We start from the raw sequence: 19,711 nt of genomic DNA, 5'->3' as shown, positions 1-19,711 counted from the left end.
AGATGTTCCACGACTTCCTTCGCCGCACCGGGTTTCGCCGCCAGCTGACAGTGATCGTCTCGGCCGCCATTCTTGGCCTGGCGCTGTTTTCCTCGCTGATGAATTCCTGGGAAGCGCGCACCCGCATGCGCGACTACTTCCTCGAACAGGGCGAGCGCATCGCCGACAACCTGGCGCGCCAGAGCACCCTGGCGCTGCTCTACCACTCGCCCGAAAACGCCCAGGACGTGGTCGCCACCACCCTCACCTTCCCCGATGTGCTCAGCGTGCAGATCAGCGACACGCGCGGCCGGGTCCTGCTCTCGAAAAGCCAGGCCGGCGCCGCGCCGGCCGCAGCGCCGGCGCCCGTGTCGCCCACGCCGCTCGCCCGGCTGGCCAGCGAAACCTCGCAGGCCTGGCACTTCACGGCACCGGTCTTCGGCGGCCAGGGACTGGCCTCGCCGTTCGACCTGCAAGAGCCGCCCAAACAGCTGCTCGGCCATGTCCACGTGACCGTCGCCAAAGTGACGCTGAACCGCCTCACGCTGTCGCTCCTGGTGGGGAACCTGGTGGTCACGCTGTCGTTCGCCATCATCCTGCTGGCCATCGTGCGCCTGCTCACGCGCCACATGATCAACCCGCTGCACGCGCTTTCGCGCCTGATGCAGCGCGCCGAGGCGGGCGAGTCGGGCATGCGCGCCGCCCCGGCCGGCCCGCGCGACCTGATCGACATGGCGCTCGCCTTCAACAAGATGATGAACGTGCTGGAACAGCGCGAAGCGGAACTGAAAGACTCGCGCGACGCCGCCGTCAGCATGGCGCTGGTCAAGGCGCAGTTTGCCGCCACCGTCAGCCATGAAGTGCGCACCCCGCTCAACGGCGTGGTCGGCATGCTCGACATGCTCAAGGAAATGAGCCTGAACAAGCGCCAGGCCGAATGCGTGGACGTGGCCTGGAATTCCTCGCGCACCCTGATCGAGCTGATTAACAATATCCTCGACTTCTCCAAGATGGAAGCGGGCAAGCTCTCGCTCGAAGAAGTCGATTTCGACCTGCGCAAGCTGCTCGAAGAAGTCATCGAACTGGTGGCCAAGCAGGCGCAGGTGCGTGACGTCGAACTGGGCTACCTGCTCGGCGCGGGCGTGCCGCAATGCGTCAATGGCGACTCGCTGCGCCTGCGCCAGGTGCTCATCAACCTGCTCGGCAACGCCGTCAAGTTCACCGAGCATGGCGAAGTGGCAGTGGCAATCGCGCTGGCCGACGGCCCGCAGTTCGGGCTGCGCTTCGAAGTGCGCGACACCGGCATCGGCATGAGCGCCGACCAGCAGCAGCACCTGTTCCAATCCTTCGCCCAGGCCGACCCGTCGACCACCCGCAAATACGGCGGCACCGGCCTTGGCCTGGCGATCTGCAAGCAACTGGTGGAACTGATGGGAGGCGCCATCACGGTCGACAGCGCGCTCGGCGGAGGTACCGCCTTCACCTTCAACATCGTCTGCAAGGCCGCGCTGCAGGAATTGCCGGAACCGGCCCACACGGAGCTGGCCGGCCTGCGCACGATCGTGGTCGACGACAGCCAGATCGTGCGCAGCTTCGTGGCCCAGACCATGCAGCGCCACGGCATCGACTGCCACGTCACGCGCTGGGGCGGCGAAGCGCTGCTGCAGCTCAAGGTCGGCGCCATGGAGGCGCGCCCGTACGCCATCGTCATGATGGACATCGGCGCCCTCGACGACGACGGCAACGACCTGGCGGGACGCATCGCGCTCGACTCGCCCGGCACGCTGGTGCTGATCCTCGACCGTTTCGGCACGCCCTCGGGCGGCACCCTGGTCGACGGCCATCCCTCGCTCGGTAAACCATTGCGCGAAGACCGCCTGCTGCAAGCCCTCAAGGACTTGCTGGCCGGCGCCAAGGCGCCCGCGCTGGCCATGGCCAGCCAGCTGGCCGCGCCGCCGCGCACCTCGTTCCGCATCCTGGTGGCCGAAGATAACCGCACCAACCAGATGGTCGCCGCCGGCATGCTGGCCATGAACGGCTGCGCCTGCGAATTCGCCGCCAACGGGCGCGAAGCGCTGGAAGCGGTGCGCAATGGCAGCTTCGACCTGATCCTGATGGATTGCAGCATGCCGGAGATGGATGGCTACGAAGCGACCGCGCATATCCGCGCGCTTGAACAGGGCAGCGGACGGCGCACGCCGCTGGTCGCGATGACCGCCAACACCCAGCGCGGCGACGCCGAAAAATGCCTGGCGGCCGGCATGGACGACTACCTGGCCAAGCCGATCACCCTGTTCGAGCTGCGCCAGAAGCTCGACCGCTGGCTGCCGCGCGGCGATGCGGCGCCCGGCGACGAGCCGCGCAGCGTGCCCGCGCCGGGAGAACACGGGGGCGACAGCGAGAGCCCGATCAACCAGGCCATGTTCGTCAAGCTGCGCGAAATCATGGGCGCATCGCTGGCCCAGGCCATCAGCCCCTTCCTCGAAGACACGCCGCAATACCTGCTCGACCTGGAAGCGGCGGCCCACGGCGGCGACTTTGATACCGCGCGCGCCAAGGCGCATGCGATCAAGGGTTCGGCCGGCAACCTGGGCGCGACCCACCTGGCGCAACTGGCCAAGGAAGCCGAAGACCACGGCATCGGCGGCCATCCCGAACTGATCGTGCCGCTGCTGCCACGCCTGCGCGTGGCCTACAACGCGGTGGCCAGCGCGCTGGCGCAGGAAGTGACCGGCGACGGCATGGCCGGCCAGGGCGGCGGCGACGACGTGCCGCAGGTGCTCATCGTCGACGACGACCGCAGCACCCGCAGCACCTTGCGCTACACCCTGCAGCGCGACGGCTTCAAGGTCGAAGAAGCGGCCGACGGCGCCCAGGCCCTGATGATGCTCAAGCGCTTCCAGCCCGACGTGGTGCTGATGGACGCGGTCATGCCCGTGATGGATGGCTTCACGGCCTGCGCGCGCATGCAGGAACTGCCCGGCGGCAGCAGCATTCCGGTGCTGATGATCACCGCGCTGGAGGACAATTCGTCGGTCGAGCGGGCCTTCGCGGCCGGCGCCAGCGACTATATCCCGAAGCCGATTCACTACGCAGTGCTGTCGCAGCGCGTGCGCCGCATCATCGAAGCGAACCGCGCCGAGAAGCGCATCCGCCACCTGGCCTTCAACGACCTGCTGACTGGACTGCCGAACCGCACCCTGTTCTTCGACCTGCTCGGGCAGGCGGTCGACCAGGCGCGCGTGAACAAGACCTCGCTGGCGGTGCTGTTCCTCGACCTGGACCGCTTCAAGTACGTCAACGACAACCTCGGGCACGACATTGGCGACCGCCTGCTGGTGGCGGTGGCGCAGCGGGTGCGGCGCGCGGTGCGCAGCATCGACATGGTGGCGCGCCTGGGCGGCGACGAATTCACCATCGTCCTGGGCGATGTCGACGGCCCGGCGCCGGCGGCGGCTGCGGCGCAGACCATCTGCCGCGTGCTGGCCGCGCCGTTCCAGATCGATGGCCACGATATTTTCGTCACCAGCAGCGTCGGCATCGCCATGTATCCGTTCGACGGCCTCGATGTGCCGACCCTGGTCAAGCGCGCCGACAGCGCCATGTACCGCGCCAAGAAGACCAATACCGGCTTCCAGTTCTACGAAGCGTCGATGGAACAGGCCATTTCGGAACACGTGCGCCTGGAAAGCGACTTGCGGCGCGCGCTGGAACGCAACGAGCTTGAAGTGTTTTACCAGCCGCAGGCGCGCTTCGACAACCAGCGCATCGTCGGCATGGAAGCGCTGGTGCGCTGGAAGCACCCGACGCGCGGCATGGTGCCGCCGGTCGAATTCATCCCGCTGGCGGAAGAAACGGGCTTGATCAATCCGCTCGGCGAATTCGTGCTGCGCACCGCGTGCGCCCAGCTCAAGGCCTGGATCGACCAGGGCTTGCCGCCGATGCGGGTGGCGGTCAACCTGTCGGTGCGCCAGCTGCTGCAAAAGAATTTTGCCGATACGGTGGAAGCGGTGCTGGTGGCATCGGGCTTGCCGCCCGATTTGCTGGAGCTGGAGATCACCGAAAGCACCCTGATGGAACACGCGCAGGATACGCTCAAGGCCCTGCACCGCCTGCGCGGATTGGGCGTGCGGCTGTCGATCGACGATTTCGGCACGGGCTATTCATCGCTGTCGTACCTGAAGCGCTTCCCGGTCGACATCATCAAGATCGACCGTTCGTTCGTGGCCGATGTGCCGCACGACGCCGACGACGCGGCCATCATCGCGGGCATTATCGCGCTGGCGCACAGCCTGAGGCTGGAAGTGGTGGCGGAAGGGGTGGAAACGGAAGCGCAGCTCGACTACCTGCGCGCGCAGCGTTGCGATCTGCTGCAAGGGTGGTATTTGGCGCCGGCGATGCCGGCGGAGCAGTTTGCGGAGTTGATCATCAAGCGCGAAGCGATGGCGCTGCGCGCTTGACCCACGTCGTTCCCGGCAATGCCAGGAACGACGGCGCTTAGATCTCTTCGTACAGCGGCAACGTCAAGAACTCCGCAAACGATTCCGACGTCGACATCTCTTCAAAAATCACCGCCGCGCGCACATAGGTCGGGTTGTCGCCATTCGGCGCGACTTCCTTGACCTTGGCCAGTTCCTGCGGAATCATCGCGCGCACCATGTCGGCGGTGACCTTGCGGCCGTCGTCCAGCACACCCTTGGTCGACCGGATCCACTGCCACACCTGCGAGCGGCTGATCTCCGCCGTCGCCGCGTCTTCCATCAGATTATGGATCGGCACGCAGCCATTGCCCGCCAGCCAACTGCCCAGGTAATGAATACCGACGTTGATGTTATAACGCAGGCCTGCTTCCGTGATCGGCGCTTCCGGCTTGAAGTCCAGCAGTTCGGCCGCCGTCACGTCGATATCGGGACGCTGCTTGTCGATCTGGTTCGGCTTGTCGCCCAGGACTTTCTTGAATTCGCCCATCGCCAGATCCACCAGGCCCGGATGCGCAACCCAGCCGCCGTCGTAGCCGTCGGTCGCATCGCGCGCCTTGTCGTTGCGTACGCCACCCATGGCGATCTCGTTTTTCTCCGGATCGTTCTTGATCGGGATCAGCGCCGCCATGCCACCGATCGCCGGTGCGCCGCGCTTGTGGCAAGTCTTCAGCAGCAGCAAGGCATACGCGCGCATGAACGGCGACGTCATCGTCACTTTCGGACGGTCGGCCAGGCAGAAGTCCTTATCGAGCTTGAATTTTTTGATGCACGAGAAGATGTAATCCCAGCGGCCCGCATTCAGGCCGGCGCTGTGTTCGCGCAGTTCGTACAGGATTTCATCCATCTCGAACGCGGCCAGGATCGTTTCGATCAGCACGGTCGCCTTGATGGTCCCTTGCGGCAGGCCCAGTTCCTGCTGCGTCATCACGAAAATATCGTTCCACAGGCGTGCTTCGAGGTGCGATTCCATCTTCGGCAGGTAGAAATACGGACCGGCGCCGCGCGCCAGCTGCTCTTTGGCGTTGTGGATCATGAACAGAGCGAAGTCGAAAATGCCGCCGGAGACGCGCTTGCCGTCGACCAGCACGTGTTTTTCATCGAGGTGCCAGCCGCGCGGACGCACCACCAGGGTCGCGATCTTGTCATTGAGCTTGTACACCTTGCCGTTCTGTTCGAGCGAAATGGTGCGGCGCACGGCGTCACGCATATTGATCTGGCCCGTGATCTGGTTGTCCCAGTTCGGCGTGTTCGAGTCTTCGAAGTCGGTCATGTAGCTGTCGGCGCCCGAGTTGAAGGCGTTGATGACCATCTTGCGCTCGACCGGACCGGTGATTTCGACGCGGCGGCATTCGAGCGCCGGCGGAATCGGGGCGATTTTCCAGTCGCCGGCGCGAATCTGCGCAGTTTCCGGCAAAAAGTCGGGACGCTCGCCGGCGTCGAGGCGCTTGGCACGCGCCACGCGCGCGGCCAGCAGTTCCTGGCGGCGCGGCTCGAACGCGCGCGTCAGGCGCGCCACCAGGGCCAGCGCCTCGGAAGTGAGAATCTGTTCGTAGCCAGGCTTGATCTCGGCGGTGATTTCCATGCCGGCGGGGATATTGATAGTCATGCGTGCTCCTGTCGAAGGTAAATGCAAAATTGGCGTTTCATCTGTCATCTAGTATATTCACTAACTGGTAGCTAAACGAGACAAAAAATACATTCATCTGTGCGTTTTTGTCACAGATAAAAGGAGTACACGTGGGGCAGTTCCGTCAGATTTCCACCTTCGTCGAAGTCGTCGCGCGCGGCAGCCTGTCGGCGGCGGCGCGCGCCGAGGGCATCGCGCCGGCCATGATCGGGCGCCGCCTCGACGCCCTCGAAGCGCGCCTGGGCGTCAAGCTCCTGCAGCGCACCACGCGCAAACTGGCGCTCACCGACGAAGGCGCGGCCTTCCTGGAAGACTGCCAGCGCATCCTGGGCGAACTCGAAGAAGCCGAATCGGCGGTCGCCGAACGCAGCGCGCGCGCCAGCGGCCACCTGCTGGTATCGGCGCCGGCCGGCTTCGGGCGCCAGCACGTGGCGCCCCTGCTCCCCTCGTTCCTGGCCGAGCACCGCGACGTGACGGTCAACCTGAACCTGAACGACCGCGTGGTCGACGTCGTCGGCGAAGGGGTGGACGTGGCGATCCGCATCGCCAGCCTGTCCGATTCGAGCCTGATCGGGGTCAAGCTGGCCGACAACCAGCGCGTGCTGGTGGCCTCGCCCGCCTATCTGAAACGCCACGGCATACCGGAAACCCTGGCCGACCTGGCGCGCCACAACTGCCTGGCGATCAGCAGCGAAGGCAGCCAGCGCGGCTGGACCTTCCGCGACAACGGCAAGCTGGTGACCCTGAAAGTGGCGGGGAACATGGTCTGCAACGACGGCGAAGTGCTGCACGACTGGGCGCTGGCCGGCAAAGGCCTGGCGTGGCGCTCGATGTGGGAAGTGGGAACCGAGATCGAAGCGGGCACCCTGCGCACGGTGCTGGACCGCTTTGCGGCGCCCGGCAACGACATTCACGCGGTATTCGCGCAGCGCCGCCACCTGCCCTTGCGCATCCGCGCCTTCGTGGACTTCCTGCGCCGCACCTACGCGCAGCCGGACTACTGGCGCGCCTGAAAACAACATCGGCCCGCGCGAGGCGGGCCGACGAAAAGACGGACAAAAAAAATCCCCGGAAACCGAGGATTTTTTGTCGTTGATTCAGCGATTAGATAGGCTGAATGTTCGAAGCTTGCTTGCCTTTAGGGCCAGCGGTTACTTCGAAAGAGACGCGTTGGTTCTCTTGCAAAGATTTGAAGCCGTTCGACTGAATCGCCGAGAAGTGAGCGAACAGATCTTCGCCGCCTTCATCAGGAGTGATAAAGCCAAAACCCTTCGAATCATTGAACCATTTTACGATGCCAGTTGCCATTACAATTTCCTATTTCAGTTAAGTTGGGCTTACGCCCGTTTTAGATCGTTTGACGAAGCAAGAAAGAAATGACAGACAGACTGCACAACTACCTCGAATCACAACGATCCCGCATTATACCGAATAAAACACAAAAAACACGTCCTCTGCAAAATAAACTTCCCGGAAGCTATAAAAATTCAGAATTTCAACTTTTCAGCACCGGGTTGCAGCGGCAGTTCGATAAATATAGGGGCATCGACACTGCGGAAGTTTGCGCTAAATCAAACGATACGCGCACTTGACCTTGCATGCGCGCACAATTGGTAAAAAAATACGTGCGCTGTCGTTTTCTTGGCGTGTCAGTCGTGCTGGCCGGGGTAAGTCGCCGCCCTGGGGTCGTGCCGTGCCCAGGCCACGTACACGTCGAGCGCGTGCAGCCAGTCGTTCCAGTCCTTGGGCGCGATCAGCTCGAACGCCATCAGCACCCGCAGGCGCTGTTCCAGCTGGCGCGCCTGGGCTCCGAACACGCGAAAGCCGAACGTCGCGGCCGAACCGGCGATGGTATGCAGGCTCTGATGCAGCTCCTTGACCAGGGCCGCGTCGGCGGCGGCCGGGTCGAAGCTGGCGCGCAGCTCTTCCAGGCGCGCCAGCGTGGCCGGCACGCTGGCCGCGAACTTCTCGTTGAGCGCGTGCAGGCGCGCGAAAAACTCCTGGTCGATCAGCGTGGCCATCGCGCGCGGCTTACTTGGTGCCGAAGATGCGGTCGCCCGCGTCGCCCAGGCCAGGCACGATGTAGGCGTGTTCGTTCAGGTGCGAATCGAGCGAGGCCACATACAGCTTCACCTTCGGATGCGCGTCCTGCACCACCTGCACGCCTTCGGGCGCGGCCACCAGGGCCAGGAAGATGATCTGTTCGTCGGTCACGCCGCGCTTTTTCAGTACGTCGATCGCATGCACCGCCGAATTGCCGGTGGCGACCATCGGGTCGCACAGGATGAAGATGCGGTCGGTGGTGTCGGGCAGGCGCACCAGGTACTCGACCGGCTTGTGCGTTTCCGGGTCGCGGAACACGCCCACGTGGCCCACGCGCGCCGACGGCACCAGTTCCAGCAAGCCGTCGCTCATGCCGATACCGGCGCGCAGGATCGGCACGATCGCCAGCTTTTTACCGGCGATGACGGGCGCGTCGATGGTCACCAGCGGGGTTTCGATCTGGCGTGTGGTCAGTGGCAGGTCGCGCGTGATTTCGTAACCCATCAGCAGCGTGATTTCCTTGAGCAGCTCGCGGAAGGTGCGGGTGGAGGTGTCGCGCTCGCGCATGTGACTGAGCTTGTGCTGGATCAGCGGGTGGTTGAGGATGAAGAGATTGGGGAAGCGCGGATCTTGTTTCATGGAATTCGATTCAGTTATCGTTGTTGTGGCTTGTACCCGTATTATCCCGCAAACCGGGCGCTTGTTCGCTTTTTTGTCGGTACGCGCCTCAGGGCGGCAGCGCGCGCGCCAGGATCGCGGCGCAATCGACGCCGGCCGGCAGGCGCCCGAACGCCCCGCCCACGTCGATGGCCACGCGCGAGGCGATGAAGGCCTCGCTCACGAAGCCCGGCGCATGGCGCAGCAGCAGCGCGGCCTGCACCGCGATCACGATGCGCTCGGCCAGCCGGCGCGCGCCGTATTCGTCGCCCTGGGCCCCATCGAGGTCGGCCAGCAGGCTTGCGGCGCACGCATCGAAGGCCGGATTGGCGCCGCCGGCCAGCGCCAGTTCCGCCGCCAGCGCCGCGCGCGCGGCCGGCGTCTTGCCGAAGGCGCGCAACAGGTCCAGGCACATCACATTGCCGGAACCCTCCCAGATCGAATTGACGGGAAACTCGCGGTACAGGCGCGCCAGCGGACCATCTTCCACGTAGCCGTTGCCGCCCATGACTTCCATCGCTTCGGCGCCGAAGGCGGGACCGCGCTTGCACAGCCAGTATTTGCCGGCCGGGGTCAGGATGCGGCCCAGCAGCGCTTCGGCCGGATCGGCCGCGTTGTCGAAACAGCGCGCCAGGCGCAGCGCGAACGCGGTGGCGGCCTCCGATTCGAGCGCCAGGTCGGCCAGCACGTTTTGCATCAGCGGCTGTCCGGCCAGCGTGCGGCCGAAGGCGGCGCGTTCGCGCGCGTGGTGCAGCGCGTGGGTCAGCGCCGCGCGCATGATGCCCGCGCTGCCGATCACGCAATCGAGCCGGGTGTAGCCGCCCATCTCCAGGATGGTCGGAATGCCGCGTCCCACCTTCCCCACCGGCCAGCCGACGGCGTCGCAGAACTCCACCTCGGACGAGGCGTTCGAGCGGTTGCCCAGTTTATCCTTGAGGCGCTGCACGCGGATCGCATTGCGGCTGCCGTCGGGCAGGTAGCGCGGCACGAAAAAGCAGGTCAGCCCGGCGCTGCCGGCGCCGTCGGTCTGGGCCAGGATCAGGTGCGCGTCCGACTGCGGCGCCGAAAAGAACCATTTATGGCCGACGATGCGCCAGGCATCCACGCCCTCGTCCCCGAAGCGCGCGCGCGCATCAAGCGCGTCGAGTACGGTGGCGCGCGTGGTGTTGGCGCGCACGTCGGTGCCGCCCTGCTTTTCCGTCATGCCCATGCCGATCAGGGCGCCGCTTTTTTGTTCGATCGGCAGCGAGCGCGGATCGTACTGGCGCGACAGGATCTTGGGTAGCCATTTGGCGCCGATGGCCCCGGCCTGGCGCAGCGCCGGCACCGAGGCATAGGTCATCGTGACCGGGCACTGGGAACCGTTTTCGACCTGCCCGAACAGCATGTACTGGGCCGCGCGCGCCACCTGCGCGCCGGGCCGCGCCGCCTCCCACGGCGTGGCGTGCACGCCGGCCCCGATCATCAGCGCCATCAACTGGTGCCAGGAGGGATGGAACTCGACTTCGTCGACGCGCCGCCCGCCGCGGTCGACATTATGCAGCACGGGTTGGTTCACATTGGCCTGGCGCGCCAGGTCCAGCACCTCGGCGCGTCCGAGCTGTTCGCCCAGCGCGTGCAGGGCGTCGCTGGCCCACCCCGCCCCTTCGCGCGCCAGCGCTTCCTGCAGCGCCGGATCGCAGGCATACAGGTTGACATTCCCAAATGCGCTTGCCTGGTTGAAAATTTCGTGGGTATCGTATGGATTCATGGTCTGGCCGGGTGCGGGTCCCGGAAATATTGCGCAAAAGCAGCATTATCCAAGTGCGCGCACCCCCGAAAAGCTCAGGGTGAGCGACAATAGCGAGCCGGGCCGGAAAACCGGCGGCGTGCCGCGCTACAGCCTAGCCCAAAGCCGAAAACGGGGCAAGAGTTGCTTTCCCGCCCATCCGGCACACCGCTATTTGCGTTCGCTCAAGCAACTTTAAATGAGGCACCACCCCGGCGATTTTTGATGCATCCTAGAATCTTTCCGTGCCACATTGGATAGCGATTTGTTAAACTAGACCAGGCCGGGCAGCCGGCCACCCGCGCCAAGCCACACTACGAAGGTAACGATTTCACCATGCGCTCCAGTGCCCCATCAGTTCCCAACGGCGATACGGCCACCGAGCTTGACCAGTTCATGGAAGCGGCCGGCGACATCGTGTTCCGGCTCGACCCGGCCGGCCGGATCATCGCGGCCAGCGAGCGCACCCGGACCCTGTTCGCGCTGCGCGGGATGGGAGCGGCGCTGGTATCGCTGGCGCCCGAGGCCGACCAGGCCGCACTGGGCGCGGCGCTGCTCGATGCCGGCGCCGCCGCCGAACCGGCCCGGCTCGACGTGCGCCTGCATACCGCCAGCAAGGATATCTGGTTCGAGCTGCGCCTGGGCCGCCTGCAGCACGCCGGCGGCGCGGCCCTGCTGGTGGTCGGGCGCGACATCTCGCTCCGGCGCGATACCGAGGAACGCCTGCGCCACCTGGCCACCCACGACGCCCTGACCGAACTGCCCAACCGCCTGCTGCTGTCGGACCGCATCCGCATGGTGATCGCCCACGCGCGCCGCTCCGGCCAGAATTTTTCGGTTGCCACCATCGGCCTCGATGGCTTCAAGAAGGTCAACGATGGCTTGGGCCACCCGGTCGGCGACGCCGTGCTGCGCATCGCCGCGGCGCGCCTGCGCAAGACCCTGCGCGACAGCGACACCCTGGCGCGCATCGGCGGCGACGAGTTTGTCGCGGTCCTGCCGGGCACCTGCAGCGAGGCCCAGATCAAGCTGGTCACCGGACGCCTGCTGGCGACCCTGCAAGCGCCGTTCGAGGTCGACAAGCACACGATCTACATCGGCGCCTCGATCGGCCTGGCGCTGTTCCCCGAGCACGCCGAAGATGAAGTGCAGCTGGTCGCGCTGGCCGACGCCGCCATGTCGCGCGCCAAGGAAACCGGCAAGGCGCGCTGCCTGGTCTACAGCCCGCGCGACAGCGGCCCGCCGGAACACGACATCTCGCTCGAAGCGGCCATGTTCCAGGCCGTGCGCGAAGGCGAGTTCCTGCTGTACTACCAGCCGATCGTGGATGCCCCCACGCGCCGCATCCAGGGCTTCGAGACCCTGATGCGCTGGAAGCACCCGACCCTGGGCATGGTGCCGCCGGTGCGCTTCATCCCCATCGCCGAGACCAATGGCCTGATCAACCTGCTGGGCGCATGGGCCCTGAAGGCGGCCTGCGTGCAGCTCAAGCAGTTCGAGGAAGTGGCCAAGCGCCCGCTGTACATCTCGGTCAACATCAGCCCGCGCCAGTTTCGCAACGATAAATTCCTCGAGGTGCTGGACCATGCGCTCGCCTTTTCCGGCATGAGCGGCAGCCAGTTGGTCCTCGAAATCACCGAAGGAACCCTGATGATCGACCCCGTGCACGCAGAATCGATCCTCGTCAAGATGGCCGAACGGCAGGCACGCATCGCCATCGATGATTTCGGCACCGGCTATTCCTCGCTGGCGTACCTGAAGCGTTTCCCGATCTCGGTGCTGAAAATCGACCGTGCCTTCATCAAGGACTTGCCCGACGCGCCCAAGGATGGCGCGATCTGCAACGCGGTGCTCGACCTGGCCAAGCACCTCGGCCTGTCGGTGGTGGCCGAAGGCGTGGAAACGGAAGCGCAGCTCGATTACCTCGACCAGCGCGGCTGCCAGTACATCCAGGGTTACCTGACCGGCAAGCCGATGCCGGCCCACGCGGCCATGGCCGCCCTCAAGGAAGACCTGTACGCGTCCCTGATGCCGATCGAACCGCAGGCGGGGATACGATGATTGCCGGCGCCCTGCTCCATCCCGCCCCGCCCGGCCCGGCCAGCGCCGACGCCGACGCCACCCTGAACCAGTTGTGGGAACGGGTGCGCCGGCGCGGCGACATGCCCGGCTTCGCCAAGGCCATCAGTTCCATTCTGGGCGCCATGCGCGGCGAGGACGAGCACCAGTTCAGCATGACGCAAACGGTGCTGTCGGACCCGGTCCTGACCCAGAAGGTGCTGCGCCTGGCCAACAGCGGCATGTATTCGGCCTTCGGCCAGCGCATCAACACCGTCAGCAAGGCGGTGCTGGTGCTCGGCACCGAAGCCATCGGCCACCTGGCGCTGGGCTTGAAACTGATCGAGGAACTCACGCGCGCCTCGCCCGATTCGGCCATCGCCCACGTGGAGATGGAAAAAGCGGTGCTGGCCGGGATGGTGGCGCAGCAGGTCGCCGCCAGCGCCGCCGCGCGCGACTCCGAGGAAGCGGTGGTGTGCTCGATGCTGCACACCCTGGGACGGATGATGATCACCTTTTATATGCCCGAACGCTGGACCGCGCTGCAGGCGGTCGGCGGCACCGGTGGCGAAGACGCCGCCGCGCCGCCGGTGCTGGGACTGACGATGGAAGACATCGGGCGCGCCGCCGCCGAACACTGGGGTTTGCCCAAGAACCTGATCAACGGCATGCGCCGGATCGAGCCGGCCGAGCGCGGCGACGCGTTCACGCACGAAGACTGGCTGGCCGCGGTATCGACCATGTCGTCGCAATGCGCCAGCTCCCTGTGGAACGACGACGAAGCGGGCGCCGCCAACGTGCGCGCGCTGGCCAGCAGTTTTTCGTCGATGCTGGGGGTGGAGCCGGATCACCTGCTCAGCGCCATCGAAAAAGCCAAGGAAACGGCAGCGGCCGACCTGTCGATCGCACCGCTGGCCAAGCCGGCCGAAAAACGCGAAGCCGACATGGCCACGCGCCGCATGCGCGCCGAGGGCAACAAGGTGCTGCTCTCGGGCGTATCCGACATGCGCGACGTCGTCGCCACGGCCAATCCGGGCCAGATGATGTCGATGGCGCTGGAGACGGTGTACCAGGGCCTGACCTTTTCACGCGCCGTGGCCTTTTTGCGCAACCGCCGCGAAAACAAGTACATCGCCAAGATGGGGCTGGGCGATGGCGTCAAGGACCTGATCGGCGGCCTCGGTTTCGACGACACCTACAGCGCCAACGTGTTCCATGCCTCGCTCGGCAGCGACCGCGTGATTTTCGTGGAAAACGCGCACGACCCCAAGTTCGCGGCCAAGCTGCCGCAGTGGTGGAAGGATGCGCTGTCGGGCGGGCGCAGCTTCGTGATCCTGCCGCTGTCGTCGAACGGCCAGCCGGTCGGCTTCATTTACGGCGACTGGGACGACAGCTTCCCGGCGATCCACCTGAGCCAGACCGAATTTGCGCTGCTCAACGACCTGCGCGCGCTGATCGTCAAGACCGTGGCGCGCCGCCAGCAGGTGGAACTGGACGCCGCCGCGGCCAAACCGCGCTGAGCGCACGCATCAGCTGACCTGCTGCGCGCGCTGCCAGCGAAACGACAGCGCGGCGCTGGCCGCAGCCCCGACCGCCAGCGCGCCGGCCAGATAAAACACCGCCGGCGGGCCGATGCGGTCCCAGCACAGCGACATCGCCAAGCCCCCGCCGGTGCCGCCGATGCCATACGCAAGGCTCATGTACAGCGCCTGGCCGCGCGCCTGCAACGGACCTGCGAACCAGCGCTGCATGACCATCACCGAGCTTGAAAGGTGGGCGGCAAAGGTCACCGCGTGCAGCAGCTGCGCCAGCGCCAGCACCACCAGCAGCTGGCCGGCCGCGCCGATCAGCGGAAAGCGCACGGCCGCCACCGCGAAGGCGCACATCATGACGCGCTGCGCACCGAAGCGGCGCAGCAGCGGCGCCTGAAAATAGAAAAAGGCCACCTCGGCCACCACCCCCAGCGCCCACATGGCGCCGATCACCGGCTTGCTGTAGCCGGCCTGCTCCAGGTACAGGGAATAAAAGGCATTGAGCGACATGTGCACGCCCGCCATCAGCGCGGCCGACACAAAGAACGCGATCACTTCGCGCCGCCGCAGTACGCTCCACAAGCCCGGCGCCGCTTCCGCGTGGGGCACAGCGGGCGCCTGCACGATCAGCAGGCCCGATGCGCCCACGCACGCCAGCAGGAACAGCGCGATCGCCGGCAAGGCGTTCACGCCGAGCCAGTCGAGCAGCCAGCCGGCGGCCAGCACCGCCACGATGAAACCGACCGAACCCCACATGCGCACCCGCCCATAGTTGCTGGCGTCGCTGCGCAATGCCGCCAGCAGCAAGGCCTCGGCCAGCGGTGCCTGCGCGCTCGAAAACAGGTTGTACACCACCATCACGGCGATGAACTGGGCATAGGATTGGGCGAAGAACATGCCGCAAAAGGCCAGCAGCGCGCCGGCGGTGGTCAGGCGCAGCACGCGCACGCGCTGGCCACTGTGGTCGGCCAGCCAGCCCCACAGGTTGGGGCCGATGATGCGCATGACCTGGATCAGCGACATCAGCACGCCGATCTGGGGCGCGCTCATGCCGCGCGCGGCGAAGAACAGCGTCGCGTAGATGGCGAAGGCGCCGACCTGCGCGTAATACGCAAACAGGAACAGCGAGTACGGAAGAAGTTGCGGGGACGCGCGCCCCGCTACGGCGTCAGGCAATTTTCGGCGTATCGACCCGCACATCGCCGCACTGGGCGCGGTGCATCAGCGCGTGGTCGATCAGCACCAGGGCCAGCATGGCTTCGGCGATCGGCGTGGCGCGGATGCCGACGCAGGGGTCGTGCCGGCCGAAGGTCTCGACCATGACAGGATTGCCGGCCTTGTCGATCGAACGGCGCGGCGTGCGGATCGACGAGGTCGGCTTGATCGCAATCGACACCGTAATATCCTGGCCGGTCGAAATGCCGCCCAATACGCCGCCGGCGTTGTTACCGACAAAGCCTTCCAGGGTCAGTTCATCGCCATGCTCCGAGCCGCGCTGGGCCACCGAGCGGAACCCGGCGCCGATTTCCACGCCCTTGACCGCGTTAATGCCCATCATCGCGTAGGCGATGTCGGCATCGAGCTTGTCGTAGATCGGCTGGCCCAGGCCCAGCGGCACGTTTTTTGCCACCACGTCGATGCGCGCGCCGATCGAGTCGCCGTCGCGCCGCAGTGCATCCATGGCCGTTTCCATGCGCGCGATCAGGTCGGCGTCGCCGCTGGCGGCAAAGAAGGGGTTGTTCGGCACGTGTTCCCAGGCTTCGAAGGGCACGGGAATGTCGCCCAGCTGGCTCATGCAACCCATGAAGACGGTGCCGTACTGCTCGTGCAGCCATTTCTTGGCGATCGCCGCAGCGCCCACCACGGGGGCGGTCAGGCGCGCCGAGGAGCGTCCGCCGCCGCGCGGATCGCGTATGCCGTACTTGTGCCAATAGGTGTAGTCGGCGTGGCCGGGCCGGAAGCTCTCGACGATATTGCCGTAATCCTTGCTGCGCTGGTCCTGGTTGCGGATGATCAGCATGATCGGCGTGCCGGTGGTCTTGCCTTCGTACACGCCGGACAGGATCTCGACCGTATCGGCTTCCTGGCGCTGGGTGACGTGGCGCGAGGTGCCCGGTTTGCGGCGGTCGAGGTCGGGCTGGATGTCGGCTTCGGACAACACCAGGCCCGGCGGGCAGCCATCGATCACGCAGCCGATGGCCGGTCCGTGCGATTCGCCAAACGTTGTAACGGTAAACAGCTTGCCAAAAGAATTGCCGGACATGATAGGAAAGTGAGTGGCGGAAAAGCCAATTCTACCAGTCCGCGCGCTTTTGCTGGTGCCGCCGCCCAGTTGCCTCCACGCCGAGCTTGCCAGGCGGCTGAACATTCTGCCAATTCACCCGATCCATTGTGCAATTTCTTTTTCTCATGGTTAATTCATACAGGAGGCCGAATTCGTGGCATGCTGTTGGAAATCAGTGGCAGTTCCGCAATCTGTGTCGCCCTATCTGCATGAATATGCGTTACTGTAACTATTGGACGTAGACTGGCGACGCGTCTTTACCGAGAAACGCCTGGAGAAGCGACACATGCCCCCATCGAGCACGCCCTTGGACGACCTTGAGGACGACCACGACGATCTGGTATTTTTGGAGGAACATCCCGCGCTACCGGCAGCCGGGGGTGGGAACGGCGTTTGGCGCGTGATGATCATCGACGATGACGAAGACGTGCACTCGACCACCACCTTCGCGCTCGGCAACCTGGACATGCAGCAGCGGCCGCTCGAATTCGTGCACGCCTACTCGGCCGGCCAGGCGCGCGAAATGCTCAAGCACGAGCACGACATCGCCGTCATCCTGCTCGACGTGGTGATGGAACAGGACGACGCCGGCCTGCACCTGGTGCGCTACATCCGCGAAACGCTCAAGCTGGCCGACGTGCGCATCATCCTGCGCACCGGGCAGCCCGGCTATGCGCCCGAAATCGACGCCATCCGCGATTTCGATATCAACGACTACAAGACCAAGTCCGAACTGACCCGCATCAAGCTGTTTACGACGGTGACGGCGGCAATCCGCTCGTACCAGCAAATCCGCGCGATCAGCGCCAACCGGCGCGGCCTGGACCTGGTGGTACGCGCCAGCACCGAGCTGATGGCGCTGCACGGCGTGCAAAACTTCGCCGCCGGCGTGCTGGCCCAGATCGCCGAGATCCTGGACGTGGAGCCGAACGGCGTGCTGTGCGTGCAGGAGTGCCCGGACGGGCGTTGCCGCGAGCTGCACATCATCGCCACCGCTGGCGCCTACCGCCGGCTTGGCACCGGCAAGCTGACCGCAGTCGAAGATGCCGCCGTCGCCACGGCCATGGAACGCACCCTGGCCCAGCGCCGCAACATCTACGAACCAAGCATCGTCACCCTGTTCTTCGCCGGCAAATCGAGCCGCGATTTCGTCGCCTACCTGGCCCCCGGCCGCGTGCTCGGCGAGATCGACCAGCGCCTGCTCGAAGTCTTTTGCAGCAATGTCGCCGTCGGCCTCGATAACGTCGAACTGGTGACGCATCTGCACAACGCCGCCTTCTACGACCAGCTGTCCAAGCTGCCCAACCGCACCCGCCTGGTCGAAATCCTGGACGCCACCATGGCCGGACCGGCGCGCAACGACGCCACCCTGTCGCTGGTCGATCTCGACCACTTCGCCGAAACCAACGACGCGCTCGGCCACCAGTTCGGCGACATGCTGCTGGTCGCCGTGGCCACCCGCCTGCAGCAGCGCCTTGGCCAGCAATTGACGGTGGCGCGCATCGGCGGCGATATTTTCAGCGTGCTGGGCGATGCCGAGGCGGTCAATCCGGTGCGCATCCTGGAGCTGTTCGAGACCCCCTTCTCGATCGACGGCCAGGATGTGCAGCTGTCGGCCACCCTGGGCCTGGTGCGGCTGTCGGAACACGACGGCAGCGGCGCCGATGCGCTCAAGGATGCCGACATCGCCTTGAAGCGCGCCAAGAGCCAGCAGCGCGCCGGCCACTTCTATTTTTCGCGCAGCATGGGCGTCGAAATCCGCGAACGGGTGCGCATGATGCACGCGCTGCGCACCGGCTTTGCCAAGGGCGAACTGTTCGTCGTCTACCAGCCGCAGATGGACCTGGTGGCGCGCTGCCCGGTGGGCGCCGAGGCGCTGCTGCGCTGGCAGACTGCCGACGGCACCTATATTTCGCCGGACCGCTTCATTCCGATCGCCGAGTATTCGGGCCTGATCATCGATATCGGCGAATGGGTGCTGCGCAGCGCCTGCCATGAACTGGTGCGCCTGCGCGAAGCGGGGCACCGCCAGTTCACCATGTCGGTCAACGTCTCGCAGGTGCAGTTCCGCCATCCCTACTTCCTCGACATGCTGCGCTCGGCGCTGGAAGAAACCGGGGCGCCGCCGGAATTTGTCGAACTCGAAATCACCGAATCGATGGCGATGGAAGAGCCGGACCTGCTGATCAAGATGCTGGCCCAGATCAAGCACACCGGCGTATCGATCGCGATCGACGACTTCGGGACCGGTTTTTCATCGCTCTCGTATTTGCAGCGCTTGCAGGTGGACCGGCTCAAGATCGACCGCGCCTTCGTCACCGAAATCACCCATTCGGCGCGCGGCAGCAGCATTGCCGAAATGGTCATCCAGCTCGGGCGCAACCTGGGCTTGTCGGTGATCGCCGAAGGGGTCGAGGATGAGCGCCAGGCCGAAATCCTGCAGTCGCTCGGCTGCCCGCTGGCGCAGGGTTTCCTGTTCGCCCGTCCGATGGCCACCACGGCGCTGTACGAGTGGCTCAACGACGAAGCCCTGCCGCGCCCTGCATGATGCAGGTGACGGTCGATATCACCAAACGCGATGTGTTCCTGGTGTCGCTGGCGATGATTCCTCGCCTCAAGGGCAACTGGATTTTCATGGGCGTGCTGGCGCTGGCGATCTTTGTGCTGGTGCTGGTCACGCGCACGCCGGGCAATCTGTACTCGCTGGGCGTGGCGGCGGTGGCGGCGCTCGGGGGCGCGCTGGGCGGGGGGCTGTCGGCCCTGACGATCAATATCGCGACCATGCTGCTCAAGCTCGATGCCGGCCACCCCATGCTGGGACGGCACCACTATGCGCTTACCGACGCCGGGCTGGAGCTGCGCGCGGGCAAGCAGGACAGCATGCAGCCGTGGGCCGCGGTCGCTTCGGTGGGCCGGCTGTCGGGATATATCCTGTTCCGGCTGAAGGGAAATACCGTGTTTTTGCTGCCGCGCCGCGCATTTAGCAGTGGCGAGGCGTTCCAGGCGTTCTGGCAGCAGGCCAGGACGCTGAAAACGGCGGCCTGAGCGCACACGCTCCCCCGACCGTCGCCCCCGCGCAGGCGGGAGCCCAAGTATTTAGATATGCCACTGGCTTCGGTACGAACTTGGGCCCCCGCCTGCGCGGGGGCGACGGTGAAGGTGTGCGCGAGCACCCCGAAGTATCCTAGTAGCAAGCAATCGTTGCACGTCGGCAACAGCACCCATTCCGTCATCTGTAAACGTCCCGTGCGCGCCTGCGTTCACGTAATATCGATCCCATGC

At 65.4% G+C, this 19,711-nt stretch carries 13 protein-coding genes; 6 read left to right on the top strand and 7 right to left on the bottom strand.

Features of this window, described 5'->3' with window-relative positions:
* The first annotated feature begins 2 nt into the window (after nucleotides 1–2).
* The gene (locus PO883_RS11575; protein WP_289309896.1) at nucleotides 3–4,439 is read left to right on the top strand and encodes an EAL domain-containing protein; all 4,437 of its coding nucleotides are present in this window, start codon (nucleotides 3–5) and stop codon (nucleotides 4,437–4,439) included.
* A gap of 37 nt (nucleotides 4,440–4,476) precedes the next feature.
* On the opposite strand, the gene aceB is transcribed toward PO883_RS11575, so the two are convergent.
* On the bottom strand, nucleotides 4,477–6,066 hold the full coding sequence (gene aceB / locus PO883_RS11570) for a malate synthase A (protein WP_289309895.1): 1,590 nt from the start codon (nucleotides 6,064–6,066) through the stop codon (nucleotides 4,477–4,479).
* Nucleotides 6,067–6,197: 131 nt separating this feature from the next.
* Here aceB and PO883_RS11565 point away from each other — a divergent pair, with 131 nt between their 5' ends.
* Nucleotides 6,198–7,100, top strand: coding sequence for a LysR family transcriptional regulator (locus PO883_RS11565; protein ID WP_289309894.1), 903 nt, complete (start codon nucleotides 6,198–6,200; stop codon nucleotides 7,098–7,100).
* Between the two features lie 91 nt (nucleotides 7,101–7,191).
* On the opposite strand, the gene PO883_RS11560 is transcribed toward PO883_RS11565, so the two are convergent.
* The 4 genes from PO883_RS11560 to PO883_RS11545 all read right to left on the bottom strand — a co-directional run bounded on the left by PO883_RS11560 (nucleotide 7,192) and on the right by PO883_RS11545 (nucleotide 10,537).
* Nucleotides 7,192–7,395, bottom strand: coding sequence for a cold-shock protein (locus PO883_RS11560; RefSeq protein WP_010398811.1), 204 nt, complete (start codon nucleotides 7,393–7,395; stop codon nucleotides 7,192–7,194).
* Between the two features lie 341 nt (nucleotides 7,396–7,736).
* Nucleotides 7,737–8,108 (bottom strand): Hpt domain-containing protein, encoded by a 372-nt coding sequence (locus PO883_RS11555; RefSeq protein WP_289309893.1) that lies wholly within the window; start codon nucleotides 8,106–8,108, stop codon nucleotides 7,737–7,739.
* Nucleotides 8,109–8,118: 10 nt separating this feature from the next.
* The gene (gene upp / locus PO883_RS11550; RefSeq protein WP_167090484.1) at nucleotides 8,119–8,769 is read right to left on the bottom strand and encodes a uracil phosphoribosyltransferase; all 651 of its coding nucleotides are present in this window, start codon (nucleotides 8,767–8,769) and stop codon (nucleotides 8,119–8,121) included.
* 88 nt (nucleotides 8,770–8,857) lie between these two features.
* A complete protein-coding gene (locus PO883_RS11545; protein ID WP_289309892.1) occupies nucleotides 8,858–10,537 on the bottom strand; it encodes an isovaleryl-CoA dehydrogenase in 1,680 nt (559 codons plus the stop codon).
* A 354-nt stretch (nucleotides 10,538–10,891) separates the two neighbouring features.
* Between PO883_RS11545 and PO883_RS11540 the strand changes: the two genes are divergently transcribed.
* Nucleotides 10,892–12,616, top strand: coding sequence for a bifunctional diguanylate cyclase/phosphodiesterase (locus PO883_RS11540; RefSeq protein WP_289309891.1), 1,725 nt, complete (start codon nucleotides 10,892–10,894; stop codon nucleotides 12,614–12,616).
* The gene (locus PO883_RS11535; RefSeq protein WP_289309890.1) at nucleotides 12,613–14,133 is read left to right on the top strand and encodes an HDOD domain-containing protein; all 1,521 of its coding nucleotides are present in this window, start codon (nucleotides 12,613–12,615) and stop codon (nucleotides 14,131–14,133) included. Before PO883_RS11540 ends, PO883_RS11535 begins: the two co-directional genes overlap by 4 nt.
* 9 nt (nucleotides 14,134–14,142) lie before the next feature.
* On the opposite strand, the gene PO883_RS11530 is transcribed toward PO883_RS11535, so the two are convergent.
* Nucleotides 14,143–15,321: an MFS transporter gene (locus PO883_RS11530; RefSeq protein WP_289309889.1), complete on the bottom strand. Its 1,179-nt coding sequence runs from the start codon at nucleotides 15,319–15,321 to the stop codon at nucleotides 14,143–14,145.
* Nucleotides 15,314–16,408 (bottom strand): chorismate synthase, encoded by a 1,095-nt coding sequence (gene aroC / locus PO883_RS11525; protein ID WP_289309888.1) that lies wholly within the window; start codon nucleotides 16,406–16,408, stop codon nucleotides 15,314–15,316. The genes PO883_RS11530 and aroC overlap by 8 nt, the downstream gene beginning before the upstream one ends.
* A gap of 307 nt (nucleotides 16,409–16,715) precedes the next feature.
* On the opposite strand from aroC, the gene PO883_RS11520 reads away from it, so the two are divergent.
* Nucleotides 16,716–18,977, top strand: coding sequence for a bifunctional diguanylate cyclase/phosphodiesterase (locus PO883_RS11520; protein ID WP_167090490.1), 2,262 nt, complete (start codon nucleotides 16,716–16,718; stop codon nucleotides 18,975–18,977).
* The gene (locus PO883_RS11515) at nucleotides 18,974–19,474 is read left to right on the top strand and encodes a YcxB family protein (RefSeq protein WP_289309887.1); all 501 of its coding nucleotides are present in this window, start codon (nucleotides 18,974–18,976) and stop codon (nucleotides 19,472–19,474) included. The genes PO883_RS11520 and PO883_RS11515 overlap by 4 nt, the downstream gene beginning before the upstream one ends.
* The last annotated feature ends 237 nt before the right edge of the window (nucleotides 19,475–19,711 follow it).

It is taken from the genome of Massilia sp. DJPM01, from assembly GCF_030348125.1.
In the GTDB taxonomy this organism is placed as follows: domain Bacteria; phylum Pseudomonadota; class Gammaproteobacteria; order Burkholderiales; family Burkholderiaceae_D; genus Telluria_A; species Telluria_A frigida.
This window is presented reverse-complemented; position numbering and strand designations above follow the sequence as displayed.

Coding starts and splice junctions, on each gene's coding strand:
- PO883_RS11575 (WP_289309896.1), top strand. CDS start 3: ATGTTCCACGACTTCCTTCGCCGCACCGGGTTTCGCCGCCAGCTGACA.
- aceB (WP_289309895.1), bottom strand. CDS start 6,066: ATGACTATCAATATCCCCGCCGGCATGGAAATCACCGCCGAGATCAAG.
- PO883_RS11560 (WP_010398811.1), bottom strand. CDS start 7,395: ATGGCAACTGGCATCGTAAAATGGTTCAATGATTCGAAGGGTTTTGGC.
- PO883_RS11555 (WP_289309893.1), bottom strand. CDS start 8,108: ATGGCCACGCTGATCGACCAGGAGTTTTTCGCGCGCCTGCACGCGCTC.
- upp (WP_167090484.1), bottom strand. CDS start 8,769: ATGAAACAAGATCCGCGCTTCCCCAATCTCTTCATCCTCAACCACCCG.
- PO883_RS11545 (WP_289309892.1), bottom strand. CDS start 10,537: ATGAATCCATACGATACCCACGAAATTTTCAACCAGGCAAGCGCATTT.
- PO883_RS11540 (WP_289309891.1), top strand. CDS start 10,892: ATGCGCTCCAGTGCCCCATCAGTTCCCAACGGCGATACGGCCACCGAG.
- PO883_RS11535 (WP_289309890.1), top strand. CDS start 12,613: ATGATTGCCGGCGCCCTGCTCCATCCCGCCCCGCCCGGCCCGGCCAGC.
- aroC (WP_289309888.1), bottom strand. CDS start 16,408: ATGTCCGGCAATTCTTTTGGCAAGCTGTTTACCGTTACAACGTTTGGC.
- PO883_RS11520 (WP_167090490.1), top strand. CDS start 16,716: ATGCCCCCATCGAGCACGCCCTTGGACGACCTTGAGGACGACCACGAC.
- PO883_RS11515 (WP_289309887.1), top strand. CDS start 18,974: ATGATGCAGGTGACGGTCGATATCACCAAACGCGATGTGTTCCTGGTG.